Below are 14565 nucleotides of genomic sequence, written 5' to 3' on the forward strand. Positions count from 1 at the left end.
TCCCGTCCCTCTCACTGCCGGCGGTGCCTGCGTCCGCTGCCCGCTCTCCTCGCTTCCGGTGAGCGGGGATCCGCCCCATCCGCAGCAGGACTCGGCAGGCGCACACCTCAACAGTAGGCCGCAGAAGGCTTCCACGGGCACCAGACGGACGCGCCCGGGCACGGTTGCCCGAATGACCCCGGCGTTCCGTCTGCGTCTGGTATGCGCCGATCGAGTGACCCGCGACCGCTACTCGCCGGTCTCCTGCTCCGGGGGAAGCGCCACGTCGGCGGCGGCCTCCGGCCCCTGTTCCAGCAGGACGGCGAACCCGTCCTCGTCCAGAACCGGAACCTTGACCTGCATGGCCTTGTCGTACTTGGAGCCCGGGTTGTCGCCCACGACCACGAAGGACGTCTTCTTGGAAACGGAACCCGTGACCTTGGCGCCTCTGGTCTGCAGGGCCTCTTTCGCGCCATCCCGCGTGAAGTTCTGGAGCGTCCCGGTGACCACCACGGTGAGTCCTTCGAGGGGCCGCGGCCCCTCGTCCTCACCGGACCCTTCCTCCTCCATCCTCACACCGGCCTCACGCCACTTCCGCAGAATCTCCCGATGCCAGTCCTCGGCGAACCACTGCTTCACGGAGGCGGCGATGATCCCGCCCACGCCGTCCGTGGCGGCGAGTTCCTCCTCGGTGGCCTGGTCGATGCGGTCGATGGAGCGGAACTCGCGGGCGAGCGCCTCGGCGGCGACCGGGCCCACGTGCCGGATCGACAGTCCGTTGATGACCCGGGCCAGCGGGCGGCTCTTGGCCGCCTCGATGTGCTCCAGCATCGACACGGCGTTCTTGCGCGGCTCGCCCGCCTTGGTGGCGAAGATGTCCGCGATCTTCTCCTCGCCCGTCTTCGGATCGCGCTTGGGCAGTCCGCTGTCCTGGTCGAGGACGTACGCCTTGATGGGCAGGAGTTGGTCCATCGTGAGGTTGAACAGGTCGCCCTCGTCCGTGAGCGGCGGCTGCGCCGGCTCGAGCGGCCCAGTGAGCGCGGCGGCGGCGACGTACCCGAAGTTCTCGATGTCCAGGCTCTGGCGGCCGCCCAGGTAGAAGAGACGCTCGCGCAACTGGGCCGGGCACGTGCGGGCGTTGGGACACCGGAGGTCGATGTCGCCCTCCTTCATGGCCCGCAGCGGGGTGCCGCACTCGGGGCACTCGGCGGGCATCACGAACTCGGTCTCGCTGCCGTCCCGCAGGTCGGCGACCGGGCCGAGGATCTCGGGGATGACGTCACCGGCCTTGCGGATGACGACGGTGTCCCCGATGAACACGCCCTTCTTCTTGACGATCTCCTGGTTGTGCAGCGTCGCGAACTCGACCTCGGAGCCCGCCACCGTGACCGGCTCCACCTGCGCGTACGGCGTCACGCGGCCGGTGCGGCCCACGCCCACGCGGATGTTGATCAGCTTAGTGTTGACCTCTTCGGGCGGGAACTTCCAGGCGATGGCCCAGCGCGGGGCGCGCGCCGTGGAGCCGAGGCGGCCCTGGAGCCGGATCTCGTCGAGCTTGATGACCGCGCCGTCGATCTCGTGGTCCACGGAGTGGCGGTTCTCTCCGTAGTACGCGATGAACTTCCGTACGCCTTCGAGGTCTTCGACGACCTTGCTGTACTTGGTGGTCGGCAGGCCCCACTCGCGGAGCAGGTCGTACGCCTCGGAGAGACGGTCGATGTCGAAGCCCTCGCGGGCGCCGATGCCGTGCACGACCATGTGCAGCGGGCGCGTCGCGGTGACGCGCGGGTCCTTCTGGCGCAGCGAACCCGCCGCCGCGTTACGGGGGTTGGCGAAGGGCTTGTCGCCGGCCTCGACGAGCCGGGCGTTCAGCTCCTCGAACTTGTCCATGGGGAAGAAGACCTCGCCGCGGATCTCGACGAGCGCCGGGATGTTGTCGCCCTTCAGGCGGTTCGGGATCTCCGTGATCGTGCGGACGTTGGACGTGATGTCCTCGCCGACCCGGCCGTCCCCGCGCGTGGCCGCGCGCGTGAGCCGCCCGTGCTCGTACGTCAGGTTCACCGCGAGGCCGTCGATCTTCAGCTCGCACAGGAAGTGGTACCCGGGCGCGCCCACGTCCTTGGCGACGCGGTCGGCCCAGGCCGCCAACTCGGCGTCGTCGAAGGCGTTGTCGAGGGAGAGCATGCGCTCGCGGTGCTCGACGGAGGCGAACGTAGAGGACACAGCCTCGTACTGGCCCGCGACCTTCTGGGTCGGCGAGTCCGGAGTGCGGAGCTCGGGGTGCTTCTCCTCCAGCGCCTCGAGGGAGCGCAGGAGCTTGTCGAACTCGGCGTCGGAGACGACCGGAGCGTCGTTCACGTAGTAGCGGAAGCGGTGCTCCTCGATCTGCTCCGCCAGCTGGGCGTGCTCGTCCCGCACCTCGGCGGGTACCGTGCCCTCGCTCTGCAGTTCGTCAGCCACCGTCTCGTCCTCCCGTTCGCCTTCGTCCACGGTCACTCAGGGTTGTCCGCGAGTGATCTCGCCGCCCGGACGCAGTGGGCGAGCGCCGCGCGGGCGTACGCGGGCGAGGCACCCGCGAGTCCGCACGACGGCGTGAGCACCACCGAGTCCGCGAGCGAACCCGGATTCAGCCCCAGCCTGCGCCACAGCGTCCTGACACCCATGACGCTACCGGCAGGGTCTGACAATGGGCCGTCCACGCCGGGCACGACACCGGCGACGAGTCGCAGGCCGGCCTCGACGGACTCCCCGATCACGTCGTCGTCACGCTCGGTGAGCAGCGAGAAGTCGAAGGAGACCGCGTCCGCGCCGGCCCGGCGCAGGAGGGCGAACGGGACGTCGGGGGCGCAGGAGTGCACGAGGCGCGGCCCGTCCTCGATCACGGAGAAGACGTCCCGCAGCGCGCTCTCGACGAGCTGGCGGTCGACGGAGCGGTGCGTGCGGTACTCGCTGGCGGTCTTGACCTGGCCGCGCAGTACGGCGATGAGGGAGGGTTCGTCGAGCTGCAGCACCACGTGGGCGCCGGGCACCCGGCGGCGTACGTCGGCGAGGTGTTCGCGCAAGCCCTCGGCGAGGGACGCGGCGAGGTCGCGGCAGGCGCCGAGGTCGGAGAGGGCGGCCTCCCCGTTCCTCAGCTCCAGGGCGGCCGCGAGGGTCCACGGCCCGACGGCCTGGACCTTCAGCGGCCCCTCGTATCCCTGCGTGAACTCCTCGAGCGCGTCGAGGTCCTCGCCGAGCCAGGACCTGGCGCGCTTGGTGTCCCGGCCCGGCCGGTCGCCGATCCGCCAGCCGCTGGGCTCCACGCGCGCGTAGAGGTCGACCAGCATTCCTGCCGTACGGCCGATCATGTCGGCGCCGGGGCCGCGCGCGGGCAGCTCCGCGAGGAACGGCATGCCCTGCTCCGGGCCGTCGAAGCTGCCGGTCACGGTCTTGGCGGCCTCGCGGGCATCGCCACCGGGCATCGAACCGACGCCCGTGGCCGGCCCCCACCTGAAGTCGCTCTTTTCATCCACCCAGGAAGGGTACGTAACGCCGGCCACGGGGCGGGCGGCGCCGTCAGCGGCCGGGGCGCACCGTCAGGTCGTTGACCTCGGCGTCGCGCGGGAGGTCGAGCGCCATGAGGATCGTCGTGGCGATCGACTCGGGGTCGATCCAGCGCTCCGGGTCGTAGCTCTTGCCCTCCTGCTGGTGCACCTTGGCCTGCATGGCGCTCGCGGTGCGGCCCGGGTAGACGGACGTGACGCGCACGCCGTTGCCGTGCTCCTCCTCGCGCAGCGCGTCCGCGAGGCCCTTCAGGCCGTGCTTGGAGGCGCCGTACGCGGACCAGCCCGCGTGGGCGTTGAGGCCGGAGCCCGAGTTCACGAAGACCACGTGCCCCTGGGCGACGCGGAGTTGGGGCAGGAAGTGGCGGGTCAGCTCGGCCGGGGCGATGAGGTTGACGTTGAGCTGGTTGCGCCACGACTTCGGGGTGAGCTCCCCGACCTTGCCCAGGTCGACGACGCCGGCGATGTGCAGCAGCGAGTCGATCCGGTCGGGCAGCGTCTGGTGCGAGAAGGCCCAGGACAGCTTGTCCGGGTCCGCGAGGTCGCCGACGAGCGTCCTGGCGCCGGGGAACTCGGCGGCGAGTTCCTTGGCGCGGCCCGCGTCGCGCGCGTGGAGGAAGATTTCGTCCCCGCGCTCGTGGAGCCGGCGGGCGACGGCGGCGCCGATTCCTGAACCGGCGCCGGTGATCACATGTGTAGCCATGCCCGCCATGCTCGCACTACTCGACGCCGCGCGACTCCTCCAGGTAGGCCAGGGCGCCGACCGGCTCCTCGGCGAAGAACACGAGGTCAGTGAGGGGGATCGGGAGGAAGCCCTCGTCCTCCATGCGCCGGAACTGTTCCTTCAGGCCGTCGTAGAAGCCCGCGGAGTTGAGCAGCACGATCGGCTTGTCGGTCTTGCCGTGCTTCTTCAGCTCCAGGATCTCGGTGGCCTCGTCGAGCGTGCCGGTGCCGCCGACCATGACCACGATCGCGTCGGACTTCTCCAGGAGCAGCGCCTTGCGCTCCGCGAGGTCCTTGGCGATCACCATCTGGTCGGGCTCGGCGACGACGCGCGCCTTGGCCGCGAGAAAGTCCACGGACACCCCGGTGAGCCGCCCGCCGGCCTCCGCCACCCCGTCGGCGACGACCTTCATGAGCCCACTCTCCGAACCGCCCCACACGAGCGTGTGCCCGCCCTTGCCGAGCAGCTCGGCGAATTCGCGGGCGGGTCGGGTGTAGCGCTCGTCGAGGTCGGCGGCGGAAAGAAAGACACAGATGTTCATGCCACCTACCGTACGGCTCGCCACGGACACCACCGCCCCACGGTCACCGCCCCCCGAGCGGCACGCGTCGCGCGATCACCTTGCGGCGGGCAATGCGCCATCCGCCCTCGCCGCGCACCACGGTGTCCTCGTAGGTGGCGCTGCCGACGGTGCCGTCCGCGCTGATGCCGATGCCCTTGGACAGGGCGTGCACGCGGTCCGCGGAGACCTCGGTCAGGACGACGTTCGTGACGTGGTGAGCGACCGGATTGCCCGCGCCCAGGGCGAGCGCGGCGCCCTTGATGGCGTCCGGGCCGAGGAGCGGCGGCTGCCCGAGGTCAGAGATGTCGTACACGACGTCCGGGGTGAAGAGCTCGTCGAGCCGGTCCAGCTGTCCGGAGTCGATCAAGTGGCCGTGCAGGGAGAGCAGTTCGGTGATGGCGGTCCGGTCGGCGGGGTCGAGTGCCATGGCGGTCCTCTCGTAGGGCTTGATCCTTCCAAAGGTGCGGGTGCGTCGGGAAGAAGTCGTCCGTTGTGGGCGCTGACACAGGTATGACTCAAGGACACACGATCACCGTCGAGCAGGGCTCGCAGCGCGTGCGGGTCGTTCATGAAGGGCGGGTGCTCGCCGAGAGTGCGCGTCCGCTGGTGCTGAAGGAGACCGGTTGTCCGGTGCGGTACTACCTCCCGCCGGACGACGTACGGACCGAATTGCTTACGCCCTCGAACACGACTACGCACTGTCCCTTCAAGGGCGACGCCTCCTACTGGTCGCTGCCCGACGCGCAGGACCTGGTGTGGGCGTATCCGGAGCCGAAGGCCGAGGTGGCCGCCATCAAGGACCACCTGTGCTTCTACGAGACGCAGGTCGACGCCGCGTAGCCACGCGCGCGTGGTCGAATGAGGAGGTACGGCAGGGCAAGACGGAGGGTGAGGCGGGCATGGCTCACGGAGACGGGCAGCAGAACGTTCCGACGGGAGGGTTCGGCGGTCCCCCGCCGCCGTTCGCTCCGGCACCACCGCCCCACCCGCCCGCGGCCCCGCCGCAGTTCGCGCCCGCGCCGCCGCCCGGTCCCCCGGTCGCGGCCGGTCCCGAGTTCATCGCGGCCGACCAGTACAACGGCCTGGTCGTCGACGTCGACGGCGTGCACTTCGAGCAGGGGCCGCACGCCATCGACCTGCCGTGGGCGCACGTGCGCACGGTGAACTTCCAGCCGCTGCCGGAGGGGCTCTCCGTGACCGCGGTGATGTCGGACAGCGCGGTCTACGAGTGCCGCGTCCGGGCCCGCCGCAAGTCCCAGGCCACGCAGTGGCACACGGAACTGGCGGCGGTGCTGCACCACTACCTTCAGGGGCGCTGACGCTCAGGCGACCGCCGCGACCCGCTCCGTCGTGGCGATCGTCGCCGAGCCCACCACGCGCGTGCCGTCGTACAGGACGATCGCCTGGCCGGGGGCGACGCCGCGGACGGCCTCCGTGAAGCTCACCCGCAGCTCGTCGTCCACCAGCTCCGCCGACACCTCGGTCTCGCCGCCGTGCGCGCGCAGTTGCGCGGTGTACGTGCCGGGGGCGGTGGGGGCGGCGCCGCACCAGCGGGGCTTGATGGCGGTGAGGGCCGTGACGTCGAGGGCCTCCGCCGGGCCCACCGTCACCGTGTTGTCGACCGGGGAGATGTCGAGGACGTAGCGCGGCTTGCCGTCGGGCGCCGGCCTGCCGATGCGCAGGCCCTTGCGCTGGCCGATCGTGTAACCGAAGGCGCCTTCGTGGGTGCCGAGCTTGGCGCCCGACTCGTCGACGATGTCGCCCTCCGCCTTGCCGAGGCGGTTCGCGAGGAAGCCCTGGGTGTCGCCGTCGGCGATGAAGCAGATGTCGTGGGAGTCGGGCTTCTTGGCGACCGCCAGATCGCGGCGCTCGGCCTCCGCGCGGATCTCTTCCTTGGTCGTCTCCGTGTCCCCCAGGGGGAACATCGCGTGGGCGAGCTGACGGTCGTCCAGGACGCCGAGGACGTAGCTCTGGTCCTTGGCCATGTCGGCGGCGCGGTGCAGCTCGCGGTCGCCGTTCTCGTTGACGATCACCTGCGCGTAGTGGCCCGTGCAGACCGCGTCGAAGCCGAGGGCGAGGGCCTTGTCGAGGAGCGCGGCGAACTTGATCTTCTCGTTGCAGCGCAGGCACGGGTTCGGCGTGCGCCCCGCCTCGTACTCGGCGACGAAGTCCTCCACCACGTCCTCACGGAAGCGGTCGGCGAGGTCCCAGACGTAGAACGGGATCCCGATGACGTCGGCCGCGCGGCGCGCGTCGCGGGAGTCCTCGATGGTGCAGCAGCCGCGGGCACCCGTGCGGAACGATTGTGGGTTCGCCGAGAGCGCGAGATGCACGCCGGTCACGTCGTGGCCCGCTTCGGCGGCGCGGGCCGCGGCGACCGCGGAATCCACGCCGCCGGACATGGCGGCCAGGACACGGAGGGGGCGGGCCGTCTTCTCGGTCTCGGCCTTTTCGGGGCCCGCGGGGCGCTGCGGAGTCTGGGAAGTCATAGCACTAACAGGGTACGGGCCCGCGGGAACCGAATCCCCCGGATATGCGTTGTGGATCTCGTACGGGCAGTACGGGACGGGGGCGTCACGTGGGGAAGCAAGGATCGGGGAAGGCCCGGGACGGGGATCGCGGAATCAGTCGGCGGACCCTGATCATCGGCGGGGCCGCTTCGGCCGTGGGCGTCGGGCTGCTCGCGCGCGGTGACCTCTCCCGCATGTGGTGGCAGATGCCGGGGGTCGACAAGCCGCGCGAGGCCGGCGCGGTGGACTTCAAGGGCGCGGAGTGGGTGGCCGCGGCGTCGGCGAACTGGCGGCGGGCGGACCGTCCCGCCGACTACACCATCGACCGGGTCATCATTCACGTCACCCAGGGCAGTTACCAGGGCACCCTGAAGGTCTTCAAGGACCCGTGGCACGGGGCGGCCGCGCACTACGTGGTCCGCCAGGACGGGCACATCGCGCAAATGATCCGGGAGTTGGACGTCGCGTTCCACGCCGGGAACCGGGAGTACAACGAGCGCAGTGTCGGCATCGAGCACGAGGGCTTCGTGGACCGGCCGGAGGACTTCACGGACGCGATGTACGAGGCGTCGGCGCGGCTCACCGCCCGGATATGCAGGCGCTACGACATGCCGGTCGACCGGAAGCACATCATCGGGCACGTCGAGGTGCCGGGCACCGACCACACCGACCCGGGGCCGAACTGGGACTGGGACCGGTACATACGCCTGGTGAAGGCGGCGTACGAGCGGGACGGCTCGGCGAAGGCGTGAGGGTGGTCGCGGCGGCCAGGGCCCCGCGAGCCCAGATCACAACCCCAGACAGGCCCTAGGTCAGCCCCGCCGAGCGTGCCCGCTCCACTACGGGGCCGATCGCCGTCGCCACCGCTTCCACATCGGCCTTCGTGGTGGTGTGGCCGAGGGAGAAGCGGAGTGTGCCGCGCGCCAGGTCCGGGTCCGTGCCGGTCGCGAGGAGGACGTGGCTGGGCTGGGCCACGCCCGCGGTGCAGGCCGAGCCCGTGGAGCACTCGATGCCCTGGGCGTCCAGGAGGAGGAGGAGCGAGTCGCCCTCGCAGCCGGGGAAGGTGAAGTGGGCGTTGGCGGGCAGCCGGCCGCCGGGCGCCGGGTCGCCGCCGAGGATCGCCTCAGGGGCGGCCGACTGGACCGCCGTGACCAGGGCGTCCCTGAGCGCGCCGATCTCGCGGGCGAACCACTCGCGCTGCTCGGTCGCGATCCGGCCGGCCGTGGCGAAGGACGCGATGGCCGGGACGTCGAGCGTGCCGGAGCGGACGTGCCGCTCCTGCCCGCCGCCGTGCAGCACGGGGACCGGGGTGTACTCACGACCGAGAAGGAGGGCGCCGATGCCGTAGGGACCGCCGACCTTGTGGCCCGACACGGTCATCGCGGCGAGCCCGGAGGCGGCGAAGTCGACCGGGATCTGCCCGTAGGCCTGCACCGCGTCGGCGTGCAGCGGGATGTCGAACTCCCCTGCCACGTCGGCCAGTTCACGCACCGGCTGGATCGTGCCGATCTCGTTGTTGGCCCACATGACCGTGACGAGCGCCAGGTCGTCCGGGTTCCGCTCGATCGCCTCGCGCAGCGCTTCGGCGTGCACCCGGCCGTACGCGTCGACCGGCAGGTACTCCACGGTCGCGCCCTCGTGCTCGGCGAGCCAGTGCACGGCGTCGAGCACGGCATGGTGCTCGACGGGGCTGGAGAGGACCCGGGTGCGGGCCGGGTCATTGGCACGGCGCGCCCAGTACAGGCCCTTGACGGCGAGGTTGTCGGCCTCGGTGCCACCGGAGGTGAACACGACCTCGCTGGGTCGGGCGCCGAGCGACTCGGCGAGGGTCTCGCGGGACTCCTCGACGGTACGGCGGGCCCGGCGCCCCGCGGCATGCAGGGACGAGGCGTTGCCGGTGACGGCGAGCTGGGCGGTCATCACCTCGACGGCCTCCGGGAGCATCGGAGTGGTCGCGGCGTGGTCGAGGTAAGCCATGGTGGGCTCGATTCTACGAGCCCCCGCGCGCGCTTCCGACGGTCAGCCCGTAATGCTCCAGGACATCGTGCCGTCGGCGGCGATCAGGGCGCCGAGTACGACGAGGTCGGCGATGCCGAGACCGAGGCCGAGGAAGGCGCGGCCGCGCCGCTCGGTGCCGCGCCACAGGGCGATCGACGCGAGGACGATCGAGATGGGCCCCAGGAAGACGTTCATGACGAGCAGCCCGACGAGGCCGAGGACGAACGAGGCGACGGCCATGCCGTCGGTGTCCCGCCGGCCGACGGGGCGGGCCTCGGTCTTGCCCTGTGTCCGGACCTCGGCCTTGTCGTCGGTTCGGGTCTTGGTGTCCGGTTCTGCGGTGAGTTGCACGGTGATACCCCCTGAGAGCGTGAACTGCTGACGGTTCAGTGCTGGTGCCTGCGGCGCGCGTGGCGCTCGCGGACCGCGAAGACGGCCAGCCAGACGCCGATGACGGCGGCCGCGACGAGCGTGATGGGCAGCGGGGCGTGGGCCACGGTGCCGAGCGCGAAGCCCAGCAGCAGGAGGGCCGCTACGAGGAACAGCATGGAAGCCTCTCGAAAAGTTGGGTTACAACTGTTCACTGACTACCGAGTCTAGCTCGCCTCCCGACTTCCCGATTACAGAGAACAGTTGTTAACTGGATGACATGAGTCACATCCTCGGCGCCCGCCAGGCGCAGAAACAGAAGACCCGGCAGGCGCTACTGGAGGCAGCACTGGAGCTGCTGGAGGACCAGAGCCTCAGCAGCCTCGGACTGCGCGAGGTGACGCGCGCCGTGGGCGTGACCCCGACCGCGTTCTACCGGCACTTCGAGAGCACGGCCGACCTCGGCGTCGCCCTGGTCGAAGAGGCGCTCGGCAGCCTGCACGCGGTGATACGCGACGCGCTGACGGCGACCTGGGACAGCGAAGAGCGCATCACCCGCACCGTCGAGCTGATCGCCCGTCATGTGCACGCGTATCCCGCGCACGTCCGCTTCATCGCGCGCGAGCGGCACGGCGGGGTGCAGCGGGTGCGCGAGGCGATCGGCGAGCAGTTGGCGCAGTTCGCCGACGAGGTGCGGGAGGCGCTCCAGCACGACCCCGACGCGGCGGGCTGGAGTCAGGACGATCTGAGGATGCTGGCGGATCTGTACGTCGATCACATGCTGATGACGGCATCAGTGCTGCTCACGACGCCCACCGAGGAGTTCGAGCGGGTCGCGGACCGGGCCGAGCGGCAGCTGCGCCTGGTGACCATCGGCCGAAAACACTGGCTCGACATGTCATGAGCAACTAGCGTTACGGTCATGACAGCAGCCGACTGGAACCTCGACCGAAGCTTCTCCAGCTCGTCCGGCGAGATCCGCTGGACGTCATTGGGGCCGGCCGACGCGCCGCCCGTCGTCCTCGTCCACGGCACGCCCTTCTCGTCGTACGTCTGGCGGGAACCGGCCCGCGCCCTCGCGCGCCAACACCGCGTCCACGTATGGGACCTGCCCGGCTACGGCGTCTCCGAGACGGGCCCCGGCCAGGACCTCTCGCTCGACGCCCAGGCCCGCGTCCTGACCGAACTCCTAGACCACTGGGGCCTCACCGGCGGCAGTCCTGAGCAGCTGCCGACCGTCGTGGGCCACGACTTCGGCGGATGCGTCGCGCTGCGCGCACACCTGGTGCACGGCGCCGCGTACGCGCGCCTCGCCCTGGTCGACCCGGTGGCCGTCCGGCCGTGGGGCTCCCCCACGTACCGGCTGCTCGGCACGCACTCCGACGTGTTCCGGCAGCTGCCGCCGGATCTCCACGAGGCGCTCGTGCACCGCTACATCGCCTCCGGCAGCCACCGCGGACTGCACCCCGAGACGCACGCGCGCGTGGTCGCGCCCTGGCTGACCGAGGCCGGGAAGGACTCCTTCTACCGGCAGATCGCGCAGAACCCCCCGCACGACGGCACCGACGACATCCAGGACCGCTACGGGGAGTTGGACCTGCCCGTGCTCGTCTGCTGGGGCGCCGAGGACACCTGGATCCCGGTCGCGCGGGCGCACGAGCTGGCCAAGCTGATCCCCGGCGCCGAGCTGCGGATCATCGAGGGCGCCGGGCATCTCGTCCAGGAGGACGCGCCCGCGGAACTCGCCGCCGTACTGGGCGAGTTCCTGCGTCCGTAGGAGATTCAGCCGAGCCGTACGCGCGCGAGTTGGCGCGACTGGGCCACCAGGCGGTCCCGCGAGTCCCAGACCTCGGCGTCCTCCTCCAGGAAGCCGCCGGCCAGGTTCCGCGTCGTGATCGACACGCGGACGGGGCCGGGGGCCGGGCGGCAGCGCACGTGGACGGTCAGTTCGACCGTCGGCACCCAGCCCTTGAGGCCCATCTCGAAGGCGGTCGGCGGCAGCGCGTCCACCGCGAGCAGCAGCGACAGCGGGTCCATGTCGCGGCCATCGGCGAGGCCGAACCAGGCGCGCATCTCGCCCTTGCCGGACGGCGCGCCGAGCGCCCAGCCCAGCGTGGCCGGGTCGAGCTTCAGGTGCAGCCGGTCGGAGATCGCGGAGCTGCCGGGCACGGGCGGCGCGCCATCGGGGGCGTCGCCCGCGCCGAAGCACTGGTCGGCGGAGGGCATGACGGGCGCCTCGGCGCTCGTGCGCACGTCGTCGGGGAGCGTGTCCAGGTCGCCGTAGGAGGCGATGACCCGGATCCGCTCGACCTCGCCGCCGTCCTCCGCGAACTGGAAGAGGGAGGCCTGTCCTGTGGAGAGGGTGCGGCCGGTGCGGGCCACGTCGGTCCTGATCACGGCGGGGCCCGGCGCGGACGCGGTCAGGTAGTGCGCCGAGATCGTGAACGGGTCGTCGTGCGGCAAGGCGTCCGCGAGGGCGCGGCCGAGCACGGCGAGGAGGTAGCCGCCGTTGAGGGCGTTGATGATCGTCCAGCCCGCGGAGAGGTCGATGTCGTAGACACCGGGCTCGCCCGGGCGCCGCGTGACGGCGGTGTCGCGGTCGAACTCGCTGTCACCGATGGTCGCCGGACGGCTCTGCGTGGATACTGCGTCTCCCATACACGGAAACGTACAACAGGAAATTACTAAGCGGTAGCTTTCACCGCTCCCCGGCCCGCTCCCTGTCCGCTCCCCAGCCCCCGGCTACGGCGTCTCCTCCGTCACTTCCACCCCGGCCGACCTGCGGTTCCACGCGCGCGGCGCCCGCCAGTGGAAGCGCATCGCGAGCAGCCGCAGGATGAAGGCGGTGAGGACGGCGAGGCTGCTGGTGTAGCCGTTCAGGGCGTCGAGGCGGATGCACAGGACGACGACCCCGGCGCCGACCATGGCGGGCACCGCGTAGAGGTCGCGGTCCCAGCGCACGAGGGACGGCACCTCGTTGGCGATGATGTCGCGCGTCACGCCGCCGCCGACCGCGGTGGCGAGGCCGAGCGCGGCGGAGGCGGTGAGCCCGAGCCCGTAGTCGTACGCCTTCGTCGTGCCCGTGACGCAGAACAGGCCGAGGCCCGCCGCGTCGAAGACGTTCACCGCGACCTGGGTGCGCTCGACCTCCGGGTGCAGGAAGAAGACGAGCGCGGCGGCGACCAGCGGCGTGACGAAATAGCCGAGGTCGGTGAACGCGGCCGGTGGCACGGCGCCGATGACCAGGTCGCGGAAGACCCCTCCGCCCAGCGCGGTGACCTCCGCGAGCGCGGCGATCCCGAAGACGTCCCAGTTCTTGCGGACGGCCATCAGGGCACCGGAGATCGCGAAGACGAAGATCCCGATGAGGTCGAGCCAATGCTGGACGGAGGGGGTGAACAGTTCCTGGATCACGCGACATTCTTACCTGCCGCGGCCGCGGGGTCCTTACAGGCTGGGCTTGCCCGTCGTGAACAGCCATGTGTCGAAGAGGTCGTCGAGCTGCTGGCCCGAGACGCGCTCGGCGAGGGCGATGAAGTCGGACGTATCGGCGTTGCCGTAGCGGTGCATCTTCGTCCAGGCGGGGAGCAGCTTGAAGAACGCCTTGTCGCCGATGCGCTCGCGCAGCATCTGGAGCGTCATCGCGCCGCGCTGGTAGACGGCGGAGGCGAACATCGTGTCGCGCTGCGGGTCGCCGACCTTCGTCTGCCAGAACGAGGAGGTCGCCGGGCGGGAGTTGTAGCCGGCGAGGAAGGAGTCATGGGCGGAGGCGCCGCCCTTGTGCTCGGTCCACAGCCACTGGGCGTACGTGGCGAAGCCCTCGTTGAGCCAGATGTTCTTCCACTGCTCGACGGAGACGGAGTCGCCGAACCACTGGTGGGCCAGCTCGTGCACGATGGTCGACTCGGAGCGGACGGCGGAGTAGCTGGGCTTGGTCTGCGTCTCCAGGGAGAAGCCGGCCTGCGGCATGTCGTCGACGACCGCGCCCGTCTCCTCGAAGGGGTAGGGGCCGAAGACCTGCGACCAGTAATCGGTGGCCTCGGCGGTCACCGCGTACACGTCGACGTTGTTGCTGTTGGCCAGGACCGGGTCGATGGCCACGTAGATGGGGGTGCCGGCGGGCGTCTTGCCGGTCTTCACGTCGAACTTGCCGATGCTGGCGGTCGCCAGATACGAGGCCATCGGCTTCGACTCGCGCCAGTGGTTGACGGTCTGCTTGCCCTTGTCGGTGTCGTACGTGTCGACGAGGCGGCCGTTCGAGACGCCGGTCAGACCCTTCGGGGCCTTGATACGGATGTCGTACGTGGCCTTGTCGGACGGGTGGTCGCTGGACGGGAACCAGGTCGAGGCGGCGTTCGGCTCGCACGCGACGAAGACGCCGTCCGCAGTCTTCATCCAGCCGTAGTCGGAGCCGAAGACGATGGGACCGCTGAGGGGTTCGGGGACGCCGCCGTAGGTGACGGTCGCGGTGAAGGTCTTGCCCTTGTGGAGCGAGGCGGACGGCGTGATGCGCAGTTCGTCCCCGCTGCGGGTGAACTCGGCGCGTCTGCCGTTCACTTCGACCTTGGTGACGGTCAGCTTCTGCAGGTCGAGGTCGAAGGCGGAGAGGTTCTGGGTGGCGCGCGCGGTGAGGGTCGTGCGGCCGTCGAGGCGGTCGGTGTCGGGGTTGTACGCGACGTCGAGGGCGTAGTGGTCGGCGTCGAAACCGCCGTTGCCGAGCTGCGGGAAGTACGGGTCGCCGATGCCGTCGGAGCCGGGGGTGGGGGCGGGTGCGGCGGCTATCAGACAGAAGGAGGAGGCGGCGGCTACGGTGAGCGCGGCCAGGCGTGCCGAACGGGAGAGTGCCATGGGCGTCCCTTCGAGCGGGTTCCGGTGTAACGG

17 protein-coding genes are annotated in these 14565 nt (G+C 70.7%); 5 read left to right on the forward strand and 12 right to left on the reverse strand.

Annotated elements, in window-relative coordinates; genetic code table 11:
* Positions 1–228: 228 nt before the first annotated feature.
* From ligA to ACP4E5_RS16065, 5 genes are read right to left on the reverse strand one after another with little or no spacing between them, the layout of a single operon-like run.
* Positions 229–2439, reverse strand: a complete 2211-nt coding sequence (ligA, locus tag ACP4E5_RS16045; RefSeq protein ID WP_425829203.1) for an NAD-dependent DNA ligase LigA — start codon at positions 2437–2439, stop codon at positions 229–231.
* 32 nt (positions 2440–2471) lie between these two features.
* Entirely contained in the window at positions 2472–3491 is a 1020-nt protein-coding gene (locus ACP4E5_RS16050; RefSeq protein WP_425829205.1) for a methionine synthase, read from the reverse strand.
* Positions 3492–3534: 43 nt separating this feature from the next.
* Complete coding sequence (locus ACP4E5_RS16055) at positions 3535–4233, reverse strand: SDR family oxidoreductase (protein WP_425829207.1); 699 nt, start codon at positions 4231–4233, stop codon at positions 3535–3537.
* A 7-nt stretch (positions 4234–4240) separates the two neighbouring features.
* Entirely contained in the window at positions 4241–4786 is a 546-nt protein-coding gene (locus ACP4E5_RS16060) for an LOG family protein (protein ID WP_425829209.1), read from the reverse strand.
* A gap of 43 nt (positions 4787–4829) precedes the next feature.
* A complete protein-coding gene (locus tag ACP4E5_RS16065; RefSeq protein WP_425829211.1) occupies positions 4830–5234 on the reverse strand; it encodes a nuclear transport factor 2 family protein in 405 nt (134 codons plus the stop codon).
* A gap of 83 nt (positions 5235–5317) precedes the next feature.
* Between ACP4E5_RS16065 and ACP4E5_RS16070 the strand changes: the two genes are divergently transcribed.
* Both ACP4E5_RS16070 and ACP4E5_RS16075 read left to right on the forward strand, forming a co-directional pair.
* Positions 5318–5647, forward strand: a complete 330-nt coding sequence (locus tag ACP4E5_RS16070; protein ID WP_425829213.1) for a DUF427 domain-containing protein — start codon at positions 5318–5320, stop codon at positions 5645–5647.
* A 59-nt stretch (positions 5648–5706) separates the two neighbouring features.
* On the forward strand, positions 5707–6126 hold the full coding sequence (locus ACP4E5_RS16075; protein WP_425829215.1) for a hypothetical protein: 420 nt from the start codon (positions 5707–5709) through the stop codon (positions 6124–6126).
* Between the two features lie 3 nt (positions 6127–6129).
* On the opposite strand, the gene mnmA is transcribed toward ACP4E5_RS16075, so the two are convergent.
* The gene (gene mnmA, locus ACP4E5_RS16080) at positions 6130–7296 is read right to left on the reverse strand and encodes a tRNA 2-thiouridine(34) synthase MnmA (RefSeq protein WP_425829217.1); all 1167 of its coding nucleotides are present in this window, start codon (positions 7294–7296) and stop codon (positions 6130–6132) included.
* A gap of 44 nt (positions 7297–7340) precedes the next feature.
* On the opposite strand from mnmA, the gene ACP4E5_RS16085 reads away from it, so the two are divergent.
* Positions 7341–8069 carry an N-acetylmuramoyl-L-alanine amidase gene (locus ACP4E5_RS16085; RefSeq protein ID WP_425829219.1) on the forward strand — a complete coding sequence of 243 codons (729 nt, stop codon included), beginning with the start codon at positions 7341–7343 and terminating at the stop codon, positions 8067–8069.
* A gap of 55 nt (positions 8070–8124) precedes the next feature.
* Here the strand turns inward: ACP4E5_RS16085 and ACP4E5_RS16090 are convergent, their stop codons facing one another.
* Genes ACP4E5_RS16090 through ACP4E5_RS16100 form a run of 3 tightly spaced genes read right to left on the reverse strand, consistent with a single transcriptional unit; the run spans position 8125 to position 9863 of the window.
* On the reverse strand, positions 8125–9294 hold the full coding sequence (locus tag ACP4E5_RS16090) for a cysteine desulfurase family protein (protein ID WP_425829221.1): 1170 nt from the start codon (positions 9292–9294) through the stop codon (positions 8125–8127).
* A gap of 42 nt (positions 9295–9336) precedes the next feature.
* Positions 9337–9666, reverse strand: a complete 330-nt coding sequence (locus ACP4E5_RS16095; protein ID WP_425829223.1) for a hypothetical protein — start codon at positions 9664–9666, stop codon at positions 9337–9339.
* Positions 9667–9701: 35 nt separating this feature from the next.
* Entirely contained in the window at positions 9702–9863 is a 162-nt protein-coding gene (locus ACP4E5_RS16100) for a hypothetical protein (RefSeq protein ID WP_403851320.1), read from the reverse strand.
* A 101-nt stretch (positions 9864–9964) separates the two neighbouring features.
* Here ACP4E5_RS16100 and ACP4E5_RS16105 point away from each other — a divergent pair, with 101 nt between their 5' ends.
* Both ACP4E5_RS16105 and ACP4E5_RS16110 read left to right on the forward strand, forming a co-directional pair.
* Entirely contained in the window at positions 9965–10588 is a 624-nt protein-coding gene (locus ACP4E5_RS16105) for a TetR family transcriptional regulator (RefSeq protein ID WP_425829225.1), read from the forward strand.
* 18 nt (positions 10589–10606) lie between these two features.
* The gene (locus ACP4E5_RS16110) at positions 10607–11461 is read left to right on the forward strand and encodes an alpha/beta fold hydrolase (RefSeq protein ID WP_425829227.1); all 855 of its coding nucleotides are present in this window, start codon (positions 10607–10609) and stop codon (positions 11459–11461) included.
* Between the two features lie 5 nt (positions 11462–11466).
* Here the strand turns inward: ACP4E5_RS16110 and ACP4E5_RS16115 are convergent, their stop codons facing one another.
* The 3 genes from ACP4E5_RS16115 to ACP4E5_RS16125 form a co-directional block, all read right to left on the reverse strand.
* Positions 11467–12342 (reverse strand): thioesterase family protein, encoded by an 876-nt coding sequence (locus ACP4E5_RS16115; RefSeq protein ID WP_425829229.1) that lies wholly within the window; start codon positions 12340–12342, stop codon positions 11467–11469.
* 84 nt (positions 12343–12426) lie between these two features.
* Positions 12427–13098, reverse strand: coding sequence for a trimeric intracellular cation channel family protein (locus tag ACP4E5_RS16120; protein ID WP_425829231.1), 672 nt, complete (start codon positions 13096–13098; stop codon positions 12427–12429).
* A gap of 33 nt (positions 13099–13131) precedes the next feature.
* Positions 13132–14532, reverse strand: coding sequence for a M1 family metallopeptidase (locus ACP4E5_RS16125; protein WP_425829233.1), 1401 nt, complete (start codon positions 14530–14532; stop codon positions 13132–13134).
* Positions 14533–14565: the final 33 nt, after the last annotated feature.

The organism is Streptomyces fractus (assembly GCF_049844455.1).
In the GTDB taxonomy this organism is placed as follows: domain Bacteria; phylum Actinomycetota; class Actinomycetes; order Streptomycetales; family Streptomycetaceae; genus Streptomyces; species Streptomyces fractus.

What these genes read in the sequence shown, in the direction of transcription:
- ACP4E5_RS16055 (WP_425829207.1), bottom strand. Translation starts at nt 4,233, where the DNA reads ATGGCGGGCATGGCTACACATGTGATCACCGGCGCCGGTTCAGGAATC.
- ACP4E5_RS16060 (WP_425829209.1), bottom strand. Translation starts at nt 4,786, where the DNA reads ATGAACATCTGTGTCTTTCTTTCCGCCGCCGACCTCGACGAGCGCTAC.
- ACP4E5_RS16065 (WP_425829211.1), bottom strand. Translation starts at nt 5,234, where the DNA reads ATGGCACTCGACCCCGCCGACCGGACCGCCATCACCGAACTGCTCTCC.
- ACP4E5_RS16070 (WP_425829213.1), top strand. Translation starts at nt 5,318, where the DNA reads ATGACTCAAGGACACACGATCACCGTCGAGCAGGGCTCGCAGCGCGTG.
- ACP4E5_RS16075 (WP_425829215.1), top strand. Translation starts at nt 5,707, where the DNA reads ATGGCTCACGGAGACGGGCAGCAGAACGTTCCGACGGGAGGGTTCGGC.
- mnmA (WP_425829217.1), bottom strand. Translation starts at nt 7,296, where the DNA reads ATGACTTCCCAGACTCCGCAGCGCCCCGCGGGCCCCGAAAAGGCCGAG.
- ACP4E5_RS16085 (WP_425829219.1), top strand. Translation starts at nt 7,341, where the DNA reads ATGCGTTGTGGATCTCGTACGGGCAGTACGGGACGGGGGCGTCACGTG.
- ACP4E5_RS16090 (WP_425829221.1), bottom strand. Translation starts at nt 9,294, where the DNA reads ATGGCTTACCTCGACCACGCCGCGACCACTCCGATGCTCCCGGAGGCC.
- ACP4E5_RS16100 (WP_403851320.1), bottom strand. Translation starts at nt 9,863, where the DNA reads ATGCTGTTCCTCGTAGCGGCCCTCCTGCTGCTGGGCTTCGCGCTCGGC.
- ACP4E5_RS16105 (WP_425829225.1), top strand. Translation starts at nt 9,965, where the DNA reads ATGAGTCACATCCTCGGCGCCCGCCAGGCGCAGAAACAGAAGACCCGG.
- ACP4E5_RS16110 (WP_425829227.1), top strand. Translation starts at nt 10,607, where the DNA reads ATGACAGCAGCCGACTGGAACCTCGACCGAAGCTTCTCCAGCTCGTCC.
- ACP4E5_RS16115 (WP_425829229.1), bottom strand. Translation starts at nt 12,342, where the DNA reads ATGGGAGACGCAGTATCCACGCAGAGCCGTCCGGCGACCATCGGTGAC.
- ACP4E5_RS16125 (WP_425829233.1), bottom strand. Translation starts at nt 14,532, where the DNA reads ATGGCACTCTCCCGTTCGGCACGCCTGGCCGCGCTCACCGTAGCCGCC.